This window comes from Saccharothrix variisporea (assembly GCF_003634995.1).
Classification (GTDB): domain Bacteria; phylum Actinomycetota; class Actinomycetes; order Mycobacteriales; family Pseudonocardiaceae; genus Actinosynnema; species Actinosynnema variisporeum.
Genome location: NZ_RBXR01000001.1, coordinates 6,458,167 through 6,476,117, shown reverse-complemented (window position 1 = coordinate 6,476,117; position 17,951 = coordinate 6,458,167). Strand labels below are relative to the sequence as shown.

Sequence of the window (17,951 nt, the reverse complement as noted above, 5' to 3'; positions counted from 1 at the left end):
GTCCTCACCACGCGGCCATGCCGCCGGAGGTGCGGGGTCGTCGTGCGCCGCCCGCGCCGCCACCGGACGCCGGGACGCCGCGCCAGGTGGCGGGCTGCGCGCTGCCGTTGGCGTTGCTCGCGTTCAGGGTCAGGTCGAGCGAACTGGTCTGGTTGGTCCCGGGCACGTCGATCGCGATCTCCTGCACGCCGGCGCAGGCGACCTTGACCGGCGGGCGGTTGTCCAGGTTGAAGTTGCTCAGCTCGCACGTCGTGGGGACGCCGCTGGTGTTGACGTCCACGGTCGCGATCGCCCGCCCGGTGCCCGCCCAGCGGACCCCGACGAACTTGACCGCCGGCAGGCCCAGCAGCGTCGGGACCACCGCGGTGCCGGGGTGACCGAGGCTGGTCGGCGACCCGGGCGGGCCGTAGCGGGTGACCGCGCGGACGGTGACCAGGCTGCCCAGCGCGCCGGTGAAGCTGGTGTAGTCGGTGGTGGTGCCGGTGACCTGGCGGTCGGGCTGGCCGGGCATCTGCACGAGGTAGTGCACGAGCGTGCCGCCACGCAGGTCCGGCTCGGTCCACGTGACCGTCGAGCCGCCGAAGGTCGTCGTCGCGGTGACGTCCGGGGCGGTCGCCACACCCAGCGGCACGACGGCGGCGGAACTGGCCCCCGGGCCGCGCCCGGCCTCGTTCTCGGCGACGACGGTGAACACGTGCGCCACCCCGTTGGCCAGGCCGTCGAGGCGGGCGCTGTGCGTACCGCCGCCGACCGAGGTGGAGCCGCCGTCCCAGGACACGTGGTACGCGGTGACCGGCGCGCCGTTGGGCGGGGCCGGGTCCCAGCGGACCGTGGCACTGGCGTCCCCGGCTTCCGCCGCGACGTCACCGGGTGCGCCGGGCGCGGTGGCCCGCGCGACCGGGGGCGTGAGCCGGGTGGTGATCCTGCGGTCGTCGGCGGGCGGGGTCGTGGTGGTCGGGGTGGTGGTCTCGGGGGCGGCGGTGGTGGTCGTCGCGCCGGTGGGGCGTTCGTCGGTCCGGTCGTCGGCGGCCTTGCCGACGTCCATGGTGACGACCGAGCCCTTCTCGCCGTCCACCACCAGGACCTGTGAGCCGTCCTGGTTCTCCACGTAGACGCGGTCGTCCTCGCCGCGCGCGAGCCGGGGCGACCCGGCCTTGCCGGGCACCTTGGTGACGCTCCGGCGGGCGCCGTCGCTGTCGTAGGTGAGGACCTCGTTGCGGGTCTGGTCGACCAGCGTGACCACGCGGGCGGTCGCGACCGGGCCGGAGTAGCGGCCGGTGCCGGGCAGGGTCACCTCGACCGGGTCGGCCACCGGGCGCTTGTCCAGGCCGGCGGTGTCGATCAGGTGCATGCGGGCGCGGTCGGGGTCGACCACGGCCAGGCGCCCACCCGCGGTGGTGCTCGCGACCTGCGCGGTGGACGGGAGGTCCACGCCCAGGGGCACGGACGGGCCGAAGCCGTCCTGGTCGAAGGGGCGCAAGGCGTCCGCGGTGGTGTCGACCAGCACGGGCCGGTCGTCGACCACGGTGAGCGCGCCGGTGTGGCCGGGCTCGACCTGCGCGGGACAGGTCAGCACCTCGGCCTCGCGCGGGAGTTCGCACAGCGCGCCGGAGTCCACGCGGTGCAGCCACACGCTGCCGTCCCCGGTCACGGCCGGCTCGGACAGCGGTCCGCCCGCCGGGACCGTCGCGGCCGGGTCGCCCAGCCGCACGACCTGGCCCGCGTTGCGGTAGACCAGGTACGGGCCGCCAGCGACCTCCAGCACCACGGGCTGCTCGGCGGCGGGCGGGTTCTGGGCGTTCTCGACGCTGAGCGTGGACTTGTCGAACACGGTGATGCGGGAGCGCTCGACGACGTAGCCGGAGCGCTCGCCCTGCACCACCTGCGCCCCCGGCTCGACACCGGGCACGGCGACGCGCGCGTCGACCTGGTTGGTGGAGCCGTCGACGTGGAAGGCGGTCTGGAAGGCCGCGTTGTAGACCCAGTGGCCCACCGGGAAGAACTGGAGGCCGGGCGCGACGGGGGTCTGGCCCGCGGCGGCGACGCCGACGACCCCGACGCAGGCCGCCACCAGCACGGCGATCATCGCGCGCGTGCGCGTCACGCTGCTGATCTTCATCTGTCGCGGCGCCTCTCCGAACCTCTCCCCACGGTTGGGATTACGACCGTCATCCGAATGGGGATCATAATCCGGGACGGTAGCAGCGGGGTAGGCGGCGAGCGGGTCGGATGACAGGTTCCGGCCGGATTCACCGGTGTGTCATCGAAAACTCATGCGGTGGGGCGGACCGTCCGGGGTCGTGACGAGTCCCTGGTCCCCGCAAGCGCAACTCCAGGCCACTCCCGCCGCCTGGGCCCCGCCGCCGCCCGCCGCCGCTCCAGCCCAGCCGCTGCCGGCGGCCCCGCCGATCCCGGCGGCGCACGCAATCCCCGCGATGCAGCCGGCCCCAGCGATCCCAGCGGCGCAGGCGCATCCGGCGGCCGTCCAAGCCCAGTTGGCGGCGGCCCGCCCCGCACCTTCCGCACCCCCGCCCCCGCCTCCGCCCAGCCCCCGGCCCGCCCCCAGCCCGCCGCCCACGCCGCCCCAGTCGACACCCCGGCCCCGGCGGGCGCTCGGCCCCCTGCACCTGCCCCAACTCCTGTGCTGGCAGCTCGCCGTGGTCGCGGTCGTGGCCGCGCTGGAGCAGCCCTGGCCGGTCTTCACCGCCGTGGTCATCGGGGCGTTGGCCGTCGTCGTCCTGACCGCCGTCCGCCGCCGAGGCCGGTGGCTGTGGGAGTGGGCCGCGGTGGGCCTGGCGTTCCTGCGCCGCGACCGCGGCCGGCTGCCCCTCGCCGCGACCGGCGTCGAGACCCGGCTGGACGACGAGCCCGCGTTCCTGGCCGGCACCGCTCAAGGGGTCACCGCCGTGCTGCGCCCCTCGGCACAGCGCGACCTGACCAAGGCCGTGCCGACCCCCGAAACCCTCCTGCCCGACACCGGCGAGGAGTTCGCCGTCCGGTTCCTCCACCACTCCGGCCCCACGCACCCCCGCGTGTGGATCGCGTTGCAGGCCCTGCGCACGGTCGAGACCCACGGCGAGGACGACGTCCGCCGGACCCTGGGCAACGCGGTCCGCCGGGTCCGCCGCACCCTGCGCCGCGACGGCGTCGACACCCACGCCCTGACCAGGTCCGAGGCCCTGGCGACGGTGTGCGCGCTGGCCCACCTCACCGACGACCGGCCCGCGGTCCGCGAGCAGTGGCGGCTGTGGTGGAGCGGCCCGGTCGCCCAGGCCTGCTTCCGCCTCGACGGCTGGGACCGCCTCCCCGCGACCGTGGCGACCCAACTCCTGCGCTGGCTGCTCACCGCCGTGCCGCACGCCGCCGTGACGGTGTCCGTGACCGCTCGCACCGGCCGGAGCACCGAAGCCGTCGTCCGGGTGGCCGCCACCGACCCCCGCGCCCTGGACGCCGCCGCCGACCAGGTCGCCCGCCTGGCCCGGGAACGCGGCATCGCGCTGGAACGCCTGGACGGCCGGCACCGCGCGGGCCTGGCCGCCACCCTGCCGCCGGGCTTCACCCGCTGATCAGGTACCCGAACCCGCGCACGGTGTGGATCAGCAGCGGTTCGTGCAGCTTGCGGCGCAGGGCCGCGATCACGACCTCGAGGACGTTCGACCTCGGGTCGATCATCTCGTCCCAGCCGCGCGACAGCAGCTCCTGCTTCGACACCGGCGTGCCCGGCGTGGACATCAACCGCTCCAGCAGCAGGAACTCCTTGCGCGTCAGGGTGAGCAGCACCCCGCCCCGCGTGACCCGGTGCCGCCCGGGGTCGAGCTCGACGTCCGCACAGCGCAACACGCTCGGCGGCCCGTCCCACCCCAGCCGGCACAGGTTGCGCACCCGCGCCACGAGCTCGGCCATGGCGAACGGCTTGACCAGGTAGTCCCCGCCGCCGACCCGCAGGCCGGCGACCCGGTCGGCCTCGGTGTCCCGAGCGGTCAGGAACAGCACGGGCACCGGCCACCCCTGCGCCCGCCGCTCCCGCACGTACCGCAGGCTGTCGCCGGAGGGCAGCATCCGGTCGAACACCACGCAGTCGTAGGCGTTGACGAACAGGGCCTCGTCGGCGGAGGGCAGGTCGGCGGCGGTGTCCACGGCGAACCCGGCCCCCCGCAACGCCCCCTCCAACGCCACCCGCAGGTTGTCGTCGTCCTCGGTGATCAGCACCCGCACACCGGGCACGGTAGCCGGACTCAGCCGGTGACGGCGGCGAGCACGTCCTCCACCCGCAGTTCGCGCAGCTCCTCGACGTCCGGGACGCGACCCAACGTCCGCAGCCGCTGCGACTGGGCCTTGCGCACCGCCTCGAACAGCCGCCGCGCGTCGCGGGCGTTGCCGAAGTGCGGTTCGAGGGCGGCCCGCTCGAAGTGGTCCAGCAGCACCGGGTCCGCCCCTCGGTCGAGCCGGTACTCGCCGGCGACCGCCATCCGGTCGATGATCCCCAGCAGCTCCTCGGCGGTGTAGTCCTCGAACTCGACCGTCTTGGCGAACCTCGACGCCAGGCCCGGGTTCGCCGCCAGGAACCCGACCATGTCCGCGGTGTACCCGGCGACGATCACGGCCACCGAGTTGCGGTGGTCCTCCATCAGCTTGACCAGCGTGTCCACGGCCTCCTGGCCGAAGTCCCCCGCGCCCACCGCCCGGGTCAGGGTGTAGGCCTCGTCGATGAACAGCACCCCGCCCATCGCCTGCTCGAACACCGAGGCGGTCTTCTCGGCGGTGTGGCCGATGTACTGGCCCACCAGGTCGCGCCGGGACACCTCGCGGAACTCGCCGCCGGGCAGCACGCCCAGGGCCTTGAGCAGCCGTCCGTAGATCCGGGCCACGGTGGTCTTGCCGGTGCCGGGTGCGCCGGCGAACACCAGGTGGTGGCCGGCCGGTCCCACGGGCAGGCCCGCCGCGCGCCGCCACTCGTTGACCTGCAACTCGTCCACCAGGGCCCGGACCTCGGCCTTGACCTGCGGCAGGCCGATCATGCCGTCCAGCTCGGCCAGCAGCTCCTCCAGCGGGCCGGCCGAAGGCGGGCCTGCGACGACCGACGTGGTGGCGGCCGGGTCGAGCTGGACGTCCCCGTCGCACGAGTCCACCGCGCCGCCGCACCCGGGCCCGAACACGATGCCCGCGGACACCGTGCAGCGGCGCAGCACGGGCGCGGCGTGGTGGGCGGCGACGACGCCCTCCGCCCCGGTGCGGGAGATCTCGCAGTCCTCGACGACCGGTCGGCTGTACTGGTAGACGTAGATCCCGCGCAAGCCGCAGCCGGTCACCGTGCAGTCCCGCAGCACCGGGTCGGCGCCGACCCCCACGACGACGCCGTCCCCGGTGATCTCCGAGATCGTGGTCCCGACGACCGTGCCCGGCGCGCCCTCGACCACGACCCCCTGCTCGGCCGCGGTGATCGTGCAGCCGACGACCTCGAACGCCGTGCCGCCGCGCACCCGCAACGCCGGTCCCCGGCCGCCGGACACCGTGCAGCGGTCCACGATCAGGGCCACGTCGTCGGTCGCGATCCCGCCGCGCACCTCGATCCCCCGCACCACCAGCTCACCGCCGACCGCCCGCAGCGGACCGTCGAGCACGACGCTCGCCCCGGCGGCGGCCTGGAGGGTCACCCGGCGGCCGGTCAGCTCGACCGCCTCCGCGTACGTGCCGCCGGCCAGGGTGATCACGGTGCCGTCGGGTGCGTCGGCGAGGGCCTGGCCGAGGGTCGGGTACCCGCCGGGCCGGTCGGAGACGTGCAGCGCGGCGGTCATCCGGCACGGTCCATCAGCCAGCCGCGGTCGGCCGCCTTGGCGCCGGCCTGGAAGCGGCTGCGGGCCCCGAGCCGGTTCATGATGTCGGAGACCATGCGCCGGACCGTGCGGACGGAGATGCCCAGGCGGGCCGCCGCCGAGTCGTCGGTGGCGCCGGACCACAGCAGGGCGAGCAGGTCGCGTTCGCGCGGGCTCAGCGCTTCCCGGTGCTCGACCGGCTCGGCGGGCGCCAGCGGCACCGCCACCGGCCACATCCGGTCGAACAGGGCGGTGGTGGCCGCGACGACGCCGCTCAGCCGGAACGCGGCCACGCCGGTGTGCGGTCCGGGGAGCAGGGCGGTCGTGCCGTCCACGACCAGGGCGTCCATCGGCACGGCGGTCTCCGTGCGGACCTCCGCGCCGGCCGCCGCGAAGGCGGTGACCTTGCCGGACAGGCGCACGGAGTCGGGCACCAGCACCCGGTAGCGGACGCCCCGGCGCAGGTTGTCGCGGTCCACCCGGCCGATCGAACCCAGCGCGCCGGTGCTCAGCACCAGCACTTCCCGTTGGGCCGACGCCAGCACCGCGTCCACGCCCGTGTCCCGGGTAGTGCCCCCTACCAGGCTCAACCGGGTGTTCATGACAGCCACCTCCGCACTCCTCCCCCTAGCACCGTCCACAGTGGACGGTCCACCGGCCGCGTCCGGTTCCTGCCAGATCGGGCCGACCCCGTGGTTTATGCTCGCCGGCGCACTAGCGTTCGAGCCGGTGCACGCCGAACCGCGCGCCAACCATGCACCGGCACACATGAGGTTTCGATGACACGGGTGATGGTCGTCGAGGACGACGAAGACCTGCGGGTGGCGGTGTCGGCCGCGCTGCGCGCCGAGGGGTTGCGCGTCGACGCCGCCCCGGACCTCGCCTCCGCCGACCGCGCGCTGGCCGGCGGCGACTTCGCGTGCGTCGTGTTCGACCGGATGCTGCCCGACGGCGACTCCCTGGACTACGTGCACGCCCGCAGGTCGGCCGGGTGGAGCGTGCCCGTGCTGTTCCTGACCGCCCGGGACGCCCTGGCCGACCGGGTCGCCGGGTTCGAGCACGGCGGTGACGACTACCTGGTCAAACCGTTCTCCGTGGCGGAGCTGGCGGCCCGCGTCGGCAACCTGTGCCGCCGGTCGGGCGCGCGGCCCACCGTGCTGCGGCACGCGGACCTGGAGGTGGACTGCGCGCGGCGCGAGGTGCGGCGCGGCGGGGTGCTGCTAACCCTGTCGGCCAAGGAGTTCGCCGTGCTGGAACACCTGGTGGCGCGGGTCGACCAGGCGGTGGAGCGCGGCGAGCTGATCGAGCACTGCTGGGACTCCCGGACCGACCCCACGGCGAACGTGGTCGACGTGGTGGTGCGGCGGCTGCGGCGCAAGCTGGGCGAACCCGAGCTGATCCACACCGTGCGCGGGCGCGGGTACCTGGTGGGCACGCCGTGACCGGGTCGGCGGCCGACCGGCTGCGCCGGCTGCGCTGGGTGCTGACCGCCGTGTTCACCGCCACCAACACCATCGCGCTGGTCGCGTTCGCCTGGTGGGTCGTGCTCGACGACTCCCGGCAGGGCGAGGCGGAGCTGGACGCGCAGCTCACCCGGGTCACCACGGCGGTCAGCCGGCTGGTGGTCTACGACCGCGCGGTGAACTTCCACCTGGTCAACACCGACGAGCTCGACCAGGGCTGCCCGCAGTTCGCGATCCTGCCCGGCGGCGCACCCCCGTTCCAGGCGCACGTGTCGAAGCGGGTGTGCGTGCCCGTGGACAACGCCGTGCTCAGCTCGCTGGCCACCAGCGCCGTGCGACGGGGCGGGGTGGTCGACGGCTACCAGCGCGGCACCGGCGGCGAACTGGTCCGGGTGCGGGCCGAACCGCTGCTCAGCCCGGATCGGGAGTACATCGGCGCGGTGGTCGCCGTCGCCGACACCCGACCGCGCCAGGCCGCGCACAACCGCCTGGTGCTGCTCGTGGTCGGCGGGTGCCTGGTCCTGGTGGGCGGGTTGGGCGTGGCCGCGCACGTGCTGTCCGGCCGCGCCATCCGCCCCGCCGCCGCCGCGTTGCAGCAGCAGGAAGTGCTGCTCGCGGAAACCGCCCACGACCTGCGCACCCCCGTCGCCGCCCTGCGCGCCCTCGCCGAGACCGCGCTGGACAACCCGACCCAACGCGCCGACCTGCTGCCCCGCACGGTCCGGCTGGCGGCACGCATGGGCGGGATCATCGACGGTCTCCTGGTGCGCGCCCGCCTGGCCGCCGGGGTGGAGCAGTTGGCCATCCAGCCCGTGTGGCTGGACCAACTCGTCGCCGGGGTGGTCGAGGAGACGCCGACCGACGGCGCCCAGGTCACCGTCACGACCGCGCCGACCAAGGTCAACGCCGACCCGGCACTGCTGCAACGCGCGATCGGGAACCTGCTGGACAACGCCATGCGGTACGGGCGGCGGCCGGGTGAAGAGGCCCTCGTGCACATCACCGTCGCCGGCGGCACCGTCACCGTGGCCGACCACGGTCCGGGCATCGACGCGGCGCTGGCCGAGGAGGTGTTCGACCGGTTCTCCAGCACGGGCGGGTCGTCCGGGCTCGGGTTGTCCATCGTGCGGTGGGTCGCGCAGGCGCACGGCGGTCGCTTGGCGGTCTACAACGCGGACGAGGGCGGCGCGATCTTCGAACTGAGCCTGCCGGTCATCGCACCGTGAACCGCTGCCACGGCGGCAGGCTGACCCAGTCACCGTCCCGCCGGTAGGCCAGGTAGTAGGTGTGGGTGCCCCGCGCGGCGAACCGACGCGAGGCCTCGACCGTCCGGGGCGTGGTGTCCAGCCGGACGTCGTCCAGCACGGGGAAGTCCCGGGCCGTGCCCTTCTCGTCCGCGACCCGGACGACCACCTTCGACAGCGTCACCGCCCGATCCGCGCTGAGGGTCGCCCTCACCACGACCGTGTCCCCGGCAACCGGCTCGGCGGGTTCGACGGCCAGCGCCCCGACGATCGTCACGTCCCCCGACACGTCGACCGGCACCAGTTCGGGCTCGGCCGGCCACACCACCGCCGCCACAACCACCACCACACCCGCCACGAGACCCACCCACCCCCGCATGATCCCCACGGTACGGCTTCCGGCAGTGGCCTTTTGCGGCCAGGCCACACCCGCGCCTGCCCCGCCCATCCGACCATGAGCGCGATGAAACGACACGGGCTTTCCGTGCTCACGACCGCGCTGGCCGCAGTGGCCCTGCACGTAATGGCCGGCACGGCAACCGCAGCACCCCCGCCCGGCGCATGCCACAACGCCGAGCCCGCCCACCCCGCCATCCGGGACCAGCCGTGGGCACAACAGCTCCTGGACCCGCGCCGAGTCTGGCCGCGCACCCGAGGCGCGGGAGTGCTGGTCGCCGTCGTGGACTCCGGCGTGGACGCCGACCACCCCCAACTCACCCGCCCCGGCAAAGTCCGCGAGGGCAGGGACTTCGTACGCGGCGAGCCTTCAGCCGCGTACGACTGCGTGTCACACGGCACCGGGGTCGCCGGCATCATCGCGGCCGACCCGGTGCCCGGCATCGGTTTCCACGGCCTCGCGCCGGACGCGGAGATCCTGCCGGTCCGGGTGAGTGAACGGGACATCGGCGACCGGGGCGAGTCGCTGCGCATCGACCCGAGGGTGCTGGCGGACGGCATCCGGTACGCGGCGGACATGGGTGCCAAGGTGGTCAACCTGTCGCTGGCGGGCTTCGACGACAACCCCGTGGTGCGCGAGGCGGTGGCGTACGCGGTGGGCAAGGACGCCTTGGTCGTGGCCGCAGTCGGCAACGGCCAACGCGACGAGACCACCGAACTACCGTCCTTCCCAGCGGGCTACGACGGCGTGCTGGGCGTAGGCGCGATCGACATCAACGGCGCAAGGTTCACCGGCTCGCAAATCGGCACGTACGTGGACCTGGTCGCCCCGGGCAGCCAGGTCGTCGCCCCCACCCGCGTCGACGGACACTCCTATGTGGACGGTACAAGCTTCGCCGTCCCCTTCGTCTCCGCCACCGCCGCCCTGGTCCGCGCGGCGTGGCCGGAACTCACCGCGACCCAAGTGTCCCAACGCCTCCTGGCCACCGCCAACCCGGCACGCGGCGGCCAGGCCAGCCCGGCGTACGGCGCCGGCTTGGTCGACCCGTACCGAGCAGTCACCGACGGCCTGGACCCAACCCACCCCGCCACCCTCCCACCCCACATACCCACCCCACCCGACCAGGCCGCGCTAGACGAGGCGAACTGGCTCCACACCACCGGAAGCACCGCAAAGTGGGGCGCGGCCGTGACCTTGGCGGCGGTCGTAGCGGTCGCGCTGTCAGCCTTGGTCCACCGACACGGCCGCCGCCGCCGCTGGCAACCAACCTGGTCCACGCCCCTGCCCTCCCGACCGCCCGTGGTCGAACCGCCCGAACAAACCTTCCTGGTCACCGAAACCTAGGCCTTCCGCCCCAGCGAAGCCGGCGAGCGGCAGTCCACCGGGTAGGACACAGCGCAACTCGGGCTTCTTGCTTTTGTCATCCCCGTATGGCCTGCCCGAAGGGCTACCGCGCTTTGCCAGGGTTGACAACAAAATTTTGTGAGGAACGAGCAAAATTTTCTTGGCAACCCTGGCAAAGCGTGGTTGGCTCCGCCAGGCCATGCGGGGATGACAAAAGCAAGAAGCCCCCGCTGTTGCAGTTGGTCATCCTTGGCGGCCTGCCCGCCGGCGAGGCTCTTTTGATCTCTAGACTCGACGCTCCGCTCCCAAGCCCCCGCTTCGCGCTTCTCCAACCGGACACGCTCCGCTCTCCTTGAGCTCGAACGCGCTACGCGCTCTCGAACGCGCCACGCACTCTCGAACGCGCTACGCGCTCTCAAGATCACACCGCCGAGAAGGCCCCGGCAGCACCGCCGGGGCCTTCTCCTTGCCACCACGCCAACCGCTCAGCTCACCGCGGTCCGCCGCGCCGGCTCAGCTCGCCACGGTTCGCCGGGCCTGCTCCAACGCGTCCCGCATCAGCTCCTTGGCAGTGTCGGTCGCCTGGGCCTGCTGGAGCACCGCCTGGTCGTGCTGGTCGGCGTACTTCGACCAGATCCCCTGCGTCACGTCCAGCTCGGAGCCCGCCGCGTCGGTGAAGTACGAGCCCACCGCGTCCTGGACGTAGCGGAACTGCTGGCTGGCGGCGTCGATGTTCTGGCTCGCGGTGTTCTGCATCTGGCTCACCGCGCCGGCGATGGTGTCGAACACCATCCTGATCTCGGTCATGCTCGATCCCCTTCCGGTGCTCGGTCGCTCAGCCGTTGATGACGGACGCGATGCCGAAGCTCACGCCGCCGACGACCTGGTTGCTGTCGGCGTCGACCGACTCGTACAGGTTCGCGACCACGCGGGTGTTGTCGGCCTGCTGCTGCAACATGTTCGTGAGCCGCTGGCTGTCGCCCAGCCGCGCCTCCTCCACCGAGGCGAACGCCGCGTGCGCGGTCCCGGTCCAGCTGGTCCCGGCGAGCTGGGCGTTGTGGTTGCCCAGCGCGACGCTGTTGTTGCCGATCTCCTCGGCGTGCGCCCCGGTGTTGTTCGACAGACCGAGCAGGCCCTCGGTCTCGCCGTGGAGATAGTTGCCGGCCATCGGCACTCCCCTCTCTGCCAGTGAAGGCCTGGGTCGGCCCCGATCAGCACGCTATGTCCGCCTCACCCCGCGAAACCGCCCGTGGCGCGTTCCTGCCACCGCCCCGCACCACACCTCCACCGCCCCGTGGCGCGTTCCTGCCACCGCCCCGCACCACACCTCCACCGCCCCGTGGCGCGTTCCTGCCACCGCCCCGCACCACACCTCCACCGCCCCGTGGCGCGTTCCTGCCACCGCCCCGCACCACACCTCCACCGCCCCGTGGCGCGTTCCTGCCACGACCCCGCGCAACCGATGACCCGCGCCGACCATTCGGTGTCATGGCGACTGTCGTGGTGAAGAGGCCGGCCCGCGTGCCCGCGCCGGAGATGCCGGCGGGTGAGCTGATCCTCCAGCCCCCGCCGGAGATCCCGCCCCCGCCCGGACGGCAGTGGGCGCAGCTGTTCACCGTGCTGCCGATGGTGGCCATGATGGGCGCGACGATCCTGTTGTTCTCCGGCAGCATGACCGGGCAGATCCGGTTCGTCGTCTACGGCCTGATGGGCGTGGGCATGCTGGGCATGGTCGCCATGGGCCTGGTGCAGGGCGGCGGCCCGAGCAAGCGGGAGATGGGGCACGCCCGCCGCAACTACCTGCGGCACCTGGCCCAGCACCGGTTGCGGCTGCGGCGGTCGGTGCGGCGGCAGCGCGCGGTCATGGAGTACCTGCACCCGGAACCCGGGTCGCTGTGGTCGCTGGTCGGGAGCCACCGACTCTGGGAGCGGCGTCGGGACGACGCGGACTTCGGCGTCGCCCGGATCGGCCGGGGCGCGCAGACCCCGACCACGGCGGTGGTCGCACCGGACACGAAACCGCTGGAGGAGCTGGAGCCGCTGTCCGCGCTGGCGTTGCGCCGGTTCATCACCACCTACGCCTCCGTGGACCGCCTGCCGGTCGCCATCGCCGTCAACGGGTTCAGCCGCGTCCACCTGCGCGGCGACCGCACCGCCGCCCTCGGCCTGGCCCGGTCCCTCGTCGCCCAGCTCGCCACGCTCCAGTCGCCGGAGGACCTGCGGATCGCGGTGTGCGCGGACGAGGAGCGCCGACCCGACTGGGAGTGGCTGAAGTGGCTGCCGCACGCGTTGCACCCCGAGCGCACCGACGCCCTCGGTCCGCTGCGGCTGGTCGCGGCGACCGTGCCCGCGCTGGAGTCCATGTTGGAGGAGGAACTGGCCAAGCGCCCGCGGTTCGACCCGGAGGTGGACACCCGCTCACCCGGACCACACCTCGTCGTGCTGCTGGACGGCGGCTCGGTCGCCGGTTCGGGTCACCTGATGACCGGCGGTGGCGTCGAGGGCGTCACGGTCGTGGACCTCACCACCACCCCACCCCGCACACCGGACCGCACCACCGTCGTGCTGGACGTCACCGCCGACGGCGAGCTGACCGCCGAAACCACCGACGGCACGTCACCCCTGGGCGTGGCCGACGCCTTCGGCCCGCAAGCCGCGGAAGGCCTGGCCCGGCAGCTCGCGCCGCTGCGCCTGACCGCGGGCGTGCGCGGCGACGCGCCGATGACCGCCGAGCTGGGCCTGGCCGACCTGCTGGACCTGGGCGACCCGTACGCGTTCGACCCGGACGACACGTGGGTGCCGCGCCCCAACCGCGACCGGCTGCGGGTCAAGTACGGCATCCGCGGCGACGGCACGCCGATCGAGCTGGACCTCAAGGAGTCCGCGCAGGACGGCATGGGTCCGCACGGCCTGCTGATCGGCGCGACCGGCTCCGGCAAGTCGGAGCTGCTGCGCACGCTGGTCCTGGCGCTGGCCGTGACCCACCCGCCCAGCTCCCTGAACTTCGCGCTGGTGGACTTCAAGGGCGGCGCCACCTTCACCCGCCTGGACGCCCTGCCGCACACCAGCGCCGTGATCACCAACCTCGCCGACGAGCTGCACCTGGTCGACCGGATGACCGACGCCATCAACGGCGAGCTGATCCGCCGCCAGGAGCTGCTGCGCGCCGCCGGCAACTTCTCGTCCCTCCGCGACTACGAGAAGGCCCGCGCCGCCGGCGCCCCGCTCCCGGAGGTGCCCACCCTCCTCGTCATCTGCGACGAGTTCTCCGAACTGCTCTCCGCCAAGCCGGACTTCATCGACATGTTCGTCCAAATCGGACGTGTCGGCCGTTCCCTGGGCGTACACCTCCTCCTCGCCTCCCAACGCCTCGAAGAGGGGCGTTTGCGCGGCCTCGAAACCCACCTGTCGTACCGGATCGGCCTGCGGACGTTCTCCGAACTGGAAAGCCGAGCGGTCCTGGGCGTTTCGGACGCGTTCCAACTCCCGCGCGCTCCCGGGCACGGCTTCCTCAAGGTCGGCATGGACCCGATGGAACGCTTCCGAGCCGCGTACGTGTCCGGCGTGCACCAGCGCCACACCGGCCCCACCGCACCACAGACCAACGCCGACCGCTTCGTGCTGCACGAGTTCACCACCTCCTACATCGCACCGGACGTGGAGGTCGAGGAGTCCGCCCCGGAGGCCGACCAGGACGCCGTGGGCGAAACCCTGCTCGACATCCTCGTGGACCGCCTGACCGGCCGCGGCACCCCCGCCCACCAGGTGTGGCTGCCGCCCCTCGGGGAGTCCCCCACCCTCGACGCCCTGCTCCCCCCGATCACGGTCGACCCCCACCGCGGCCTCACCGCGGGCGAAGGCGACCTGAAACCCGTCCTGGGCCTGGTGGACCGCCCGTTCGAGCAGCGCAGGGACCCGCTGGTGCTCGACCTGTCGGGCGCGGCCGGCCACGTGCTGGTCCTCGGCGCACCGCAAACCGGCAAGAGCACCACCCTGCGCACCCTCGTCACCGCGCTGGCCCTCACCCACACCCCGCGCGAGGTCCAGTTCTACTGCCTGGACTTCGGCGGCGGCGCCCTGGCCGCCCTGGCCGACCTGCCGCACGTCAGCGGCGTGTCCGGCCGCTTGGCCACCGGCGCGGTCCGCCGCACGGTCGCCGAGGTCGGCACCGTCCTCGCCCACCGCGAACGCCTGTTCGCCGAACACGGCATCGACGGCATGGCCACCTACCGCAGGCTGCGCGCCGAGGGCGGGTTCCCCGACCACCCGCACGGCGACGTGTTCCTGGTCATCGACGGGTGGCAGACCCTGCGCGGCGAGTTCGCCGACCTGGAGGAGGCGGTCGGCGACATCGCGGCCCGCGGCCTGTCCTACGGCGTGCACGTGGTGGCGAGCGCGGCGAGGTCGTTCGACCTGCGGATGAACATCCGCGACCTGTTCGGCAGCAAGCTCGAACTGCGCATCGGCGACCCGATCGACTCGGTCGTGGACCGCCGGGCGGCGATGAGCGTGCCGGCCGACGCGCCCGGCCGGGGCATCTCCATGAGCGCCCACCAGATGCTCATCGCCCTTCCCCGCATCGACGGCAAGCCCACCCCGGACGACGGCACCGAAGCCCTGCGCGCCCTGGTCACGTCCATCTCCACCGCCTGGCAGGGCGACCGCGCCCCGTCCGTCCGCCTGCTCCCCGGCGTGCTCCCGCTGACCGAACTCCCCGCACAGGACGACCTCACCGGTCCGGAAGCCGGCCTGGCCGTGGGCATCCACGAGAAGGACCTGTCCCCTCTCCGCCTGGACTTCACCGCCGACCCGCACTTCTTCCTGCTGGCCGACACCCAGTCCGGCAAAACGTCCTTCCTGAGGGCGTTGTCCCACCGCATCACCGCCGCCTACACCCCCGAGCAGGCCCGGATCATCCTGGTGGACCACCGCCGCAGCCTGCTGGACGAGGTCCCCGAGGAACACCTGCTGGGCTACGGCACCAACGACGCCCACAGCCGCGGCCTGCTCGGCGAGGTGGCGGAAGCGATGACCCAACGCCTCCCGGGTCCGGACGTCACCGCGGAACAACTGCGGGCGCGGAACTGGTGGAAGGGCCCGGAGATCTTCGTGCTGGTGGACGACTACGACATGGTCGCCACCCACCAGGAACACCCGCTGATGCCCCTGCTGCCCTTGGTGGCCCAGGGTTCGGACATCGGCCTGCACGTCGTCCTGGCCCGCCGCACCGGCGGCGCGGGCAGGGGCCTGTTCGAGCCCTTCCTGGCCAGGCTCCGCGAGGTCGGCACACCCGCCCTGATGATGTCGGGCGACCGCGACGAAGGCCCGCTGCTGGGCGGAATGCGCGCTCAAGTCCTGCCCCCGGGCCGGGGCTGGCTCATCGACCGCCGAGGCCACAAGGGCTTGGTCCAACTCGCCTGGCACCCACCGAGGAACTAGCACCCGCGGCCGGCCGTTTCCTGCCGCCACCCACCGCCAGTCCCCCGAAACCGCTTGGCTGGCACCAGAAAACCGGATGGAGCGACCATGTCCGACGAGCAGGCCCAAGTCAGCCTGGAGGCGCTGAACCTCTTCGCCTCGAACCTCCTGATGACCGCCGGCAGGGACACGGCGGCGTCCTTCGCACGCGAGGACGTGACCGCCTGCGCGGGCGGGATGGTGGAGTGCGGCCCGCTGCTGAGCGCGGACCGGCAGTCCACCCAGCGGCTCCGGGAGTTCATCACCCAGGTCCAGCAGGGGTTCGCCGGGTACGCGCACTTCGCCCACACGTCCGGGCGCGCCTACCTGGGCGCCGACGACACCGCGCGGCGGGCGATGCTCGACGTGCTGCGGACCCACCGCGGCGACGGTGTGCCGGACGTGTCGCCCGCTCTCCTGCCCCCGGCGGAGGACTGATGTACGAGCAGTTCAGCCTGGCCGACCAGCTGCGGATGATCACCGTCGAGCACGAGCACCACGCGCCCGCGCTGGCCGCCGCCGCGCAGATGTGGACCGAAGCGCGCGACTGGATCGAGCACCAGCACGAAGCGTTGACGTCCTACGTCGGCCAGCTGCGCGGGACCTGGCAGGACAGTGCGGGCGCCCTGCTCGAGGAACGGGTGAAGCTCAGCGCGTCGACGCTGTGGTCGTGGTCGGGGCCGCCGCGCACCGTCCTGACGATGGTCACGCCGTTGCGGCCCGGCAGCATCAGCACCTCGGGCGTGGCGGACCGGCTCAAGGAGCTGGTCACGGCCATCGGGCGCACCTACACGTCGGTCAAGACCATCCACGACGGCTGGTCCACCCTGCCGTTGCACTTCCAGGTCATCCTCGAACCGCAGGCCCGTCGGAACGCCGGCCAGGCCATGGACGCGCTCGCCGCCCTCTACGGCACCACCCAGCGGGCCATCGAGACGGCGGTCGGTCCAGTGTGGGACGGCCCACGCGACGTCCTGCCCTCCCGCGGCACCCAGGACCCCGGTTCACCGACCGGCGGCCCGTCCCCCTCGTCACCCTCTTCGCCCGAGCCCGCCACGGTCCCGAACCCCACCGAGCCCACGACACCTTCCACACCCGCCGAGCCGAAGCCGTCCACTTCGGACACCGCATCTCTCGCGGATGTGGCGAAGGCCGTGAGCGCCCTGAGTGACGCCGCACAGCAGCTCATGGGCACCGGGACGTCAGTGCCGGAACCGACGACCTTCGACCCGTCCACGCTGATCGGCGACCCGATCACGGCGGACCCGGGATTGGCCCTGGCCGGGCTGGAACCAGCGAGCCTCGGCGAGGCCGGCGGCGGGACGGGAGGTTCCGCACCGCAAGCCACGACCGCGCCACCGACCTCCGGTGTGCCGATCGCCGCCGCCCCACCCGCCACCGCTCAGGCCGCACGCGTCGCCAAGGCCGTCTCCGGCGCCCCGACCATGCCGCCGGTGTACCCGCCGCAGTCGGCGACCACGCGCTCCGGCGGGGTGCGCCCCGGTGCCGCCGAGCACCCCACCGACAACGGCCGGACCCGCGCCCGCAAGCGGGACACCACCCCCGGTGTCGCCCTGCGCGGACGAACCGGGCGCGGGCACACCGGGACCGCGCCGGTGTCCCGACCGCGCGGGGACACCGGCCCTCAGCGCCTGCTGGACGAGGAGTTGTGGCAGGTCCACGAAGAGCACCACGAGCCGGACCACCGGGCCGGACGCCGAGGAGGGGCACTATGACCACCGACCGCATCGAGGGGGACACCACCGCGATGAGCCTGTTCGCGCAACGGCTCACCGCGCCCCCGCTGCCGCCGTCCCTGGGACGGCTGGGCACGCCACCCAACCTGAGCGGGCTGTTCGAGGGCATCGCGATGTCCGTGCTGGACAAGGCGGCCACGGCCGCCGCCGCCGAGTTCCTGGCCAAGACGACCGAGGAGTTCGTCACGTTCGGCGTGAAGGCCTCGACCGCCGCCGCCACCTACACGGCCGCCGACGTGGCGTCGATGGCGGGCCTGGTGTCGGCCGGCGCGGAGTTCGCCCAGAAGGGCATCGACACGCTCCAGCAACTCTCCGCCACCCACTTCGGCGGCGACACCCAACCCGACACCACCTCTCAACCCAACGCCACCTCGCAGCCCAACGCCGCCGCCCAGCCCGACGCCGGTGCCGCCACCCAGCCCGCCACCCAGCCCGCCACGACCACCGCCGCCGACCCGCGGCCCGCCACCTGAGGA

Annotated in this window: 15 protein-coding genes; 8 read left to right on the top strand and 7 right to left on the bottom strand. The window is 73.4% G+C overall.

The genetic code is table 11. The features are described 5' to 3' along the window. Positions 1–4: 4 nt before the first annotated feature. Positions 5–2,104: a fibronectin type III domain-containing protein gene (locus tag DFJ66_RS29485; protein ID WP_170199726.1), complete on the bottom strand. Its 2,100-nt coding sequence runs from the start codon at positions 2,102–2,104 to the stop codon at positions 5–7. A 196-nt stretch (positions 2,105–2,300) separates the two neighbouring features. On the opposite strand from DFJ66_RS29485, the gene DFJ66_RS29480 reads away from it, so the two are divergent. Beyond that, positions 2,301–3,566, top strand: a complete 1,266-nt coding sequence (locus DFJ66_RS29480) for a type VII secretion protein EccE (protein WP_147459395.1) — start codon at positions 2,301–2,303, stop codon at positions 3,564–3,566. On the opposite strand, the gene DFJ66_RS29475 is transcribed toward DFJ66_RS29480, so the two are convergent. Genes DFJ66_RS29475 through DFJ66_RS29465 form a run of 3 tightly spaced genes read right to left on the bottom strand, consistent with a single transcriptional unit; the run spans position 3,556 to position 6,415 of the window. Then, positions 3,556–4,215 (bottom strand): winged helix-turn-helix domain-containing protein, encoded by a 660-nt coding sequence (locus tag DFJ66_RS29475; RefSeq protein WP_121225864.1) that lies wholly within the window; start codon positions 4,213–4,215, stop codon positions 3,556–3,558. The genes DFJ66_RS29480 and DFJ66_RS29475 overlap by 11 nt on opposite strands. Before the next feature lie 20 nt (positions 4,216–4,235). Continuing rightward, positions 4,236–5,795, bottom strand: coding sequence for an AAA family ATPase (locus DFJ66_RS29470; protein ID WP_121225862.1), 1,560 nt, complete (start codon positions 5,793–5,795; stop codon positions 4,236–4,238). After that, on the bottom strand, positions 5,792–6,415 hold the full coding sequence (locus DFJ66_RS29465) for a helix-turn-helix transcriptional regulator (protein WP_121225860.1): 624 nt from the start codon (positions 6,413–6,415) through the stop codon (positions 5,792–5,794). The genes DFJ66_RS29470 and DFJ66_RS29465 overlap by 4 nt, the downstream gene beginning before the upstream one ends. A 177-nt stretch (positions 6,416–6,592) precedes the next feature. Between DFJ66_RS29465 and DFJ66_RS29460 the strand changes: the two genes are divergently transcribed. After that, positions 6,593–7,255, top strand: a complete 663-nt coding sequence (locus tag DFJ66_RS29460) for a response regulator transcription factor (protein WP_211351368.1) — start codon at positions 6,593–6,595, stop codon at positions 7,253–7,255. Continuing rightward, positions 7,252–8,502 (top strand): sensor histidine kinase, encoded by a 1,251-nt coding sequence (locus DFJ66_RS29455; RefSeq protein WP_121225858.1) that lies wholly within the window; start codon positions 7,252–7,254, stop codon positions 8,500–8,502. Before DFJ66_RS29460 ends, DFJ66_RS29455 begins: the two co-directional genes overlap by 4 nt. Here the strand turns inward: DFJ66_RS29455 and DFJ66_RS29450 are convergent. Further along, positions 8,489–8,899: a hypothetical protein gene (locus tag DFJ66_RS29450; protein ID WP_147459394.1), complete on the bottom strand. Its 411-nt coding sequence runs from the start codon at positions 8,897–8,899 to the stop codon at positions 8,489–8,491. The genes DFJ66_RS29455 and DFJ66_RS29450 overlap by 14 nt on opposite strands. 84 nt (positions 8,900–8,983) lie before the next feature. Between DFJ66_RS29450 and mycP the strand changes: the two genes are divergently transcribed. Then, complete coding sequence (gene mycP, locus DFJ66_RS29445) at positions 8,984–10,261, top strand: type VII secretion-associated serine protease mycosin (protein WP_121225854.1); 1,278 nt, start codon at positions 8,984–8,986, stop codon at positions 10,259–10,261. 513 nt (positions 10,262–10,774) lie between these two features. Here mycP and DFJ66_RS29440 read toward each other — a convergent pair. Together DFJ66_RS29440 and DFJ66_RS29435 are read right to left on the bottom strand one after the other, a co-directional pair. Further along, the gene (locus DFJ66_RS29440) at positions 10,775–11,068 is read right to left on the bottom strand and encodes a hypothetical protein (RefSeq protein WP_121225852.1); all 294 of its coding nucleotides are present in this window, start codon (positions 11,066–11,068) and stop codon (positions 10,775–10,777) included. Between the two features lie 28 nt (positions 11,069–11,096). After that, the gene (locus DFJ66_RS29435; protein WP_121225850.1) at positions 11,097–11,429 is read right to left on the bottom strand and encodes a WXG100 family type VII secretion target; all 333 of its coding nucleotides are present in this window, start codon (positions 11,427–11,429) and stop codon (positions 11,097–11,099) included. Positions 11,430–11,749: 320 nt separating this feature from the next. Here DFJ66_RS29435 and eccCa point away from each other — a divergent pair, with 320 nt between their 5' ends. The 4 genes from eccCa (at position 11,750) to DFJ66_RS29410 (ending at position 17,948) form a co-directional block, all read left to right on the top strand. Then, on the top strand, positions 11,750–15,700 hold the full coding sequence (gene eccCa, locus DFJ66_RS29425) for a type VII secretion protein EccCa (RefSeq protein WP_121225848.1): 3,951 nt from the start codon (positions 11,750–11,752) through the stop codon (positions 15,698–15,700). Between the two features lie 87 nt (positions 15,701–15,787). Then, positions 15,788–16,156: a hypothetical protein gene (locus DFJ66_RS29420; RefSeq protein ID WP_121225846.1), complete on the top strand. Its 369-nt coding sequence runs from the start codon at positions 15,788–15,790 to the stop codon at positions 16,154–16,156. Next, positions 16,156–17,454, top strand: a complete 1,299-nt coding sequence (locus tag DFJ66_RS29415) for a hypothetical protein (RefSeq protein ID WP_121225844.1) — start codon at positions 16,156–16,158, stop codon at positions 17,452–17,454. The genes DFJ66_RS29420 and DFJ66_RS29415 overlap by 1 nt, the downstream gene beginning before the upstream one ends. Further along, entirely contained in the window at positions 17,451–17,948 is a 498-nt protein-coding gene (locus tag DFJ66_RS29410; protein WP_211351367.1) for a hypothetical protein, read from the top strand. Before DFJ66_RS29415 ends, DFJ66_RS29410 begins: the two co-directional genes overlap by 4 nt. The last annotated feature ends 3 nt before the right edge of the window (positions 17,949–17,951 follow it).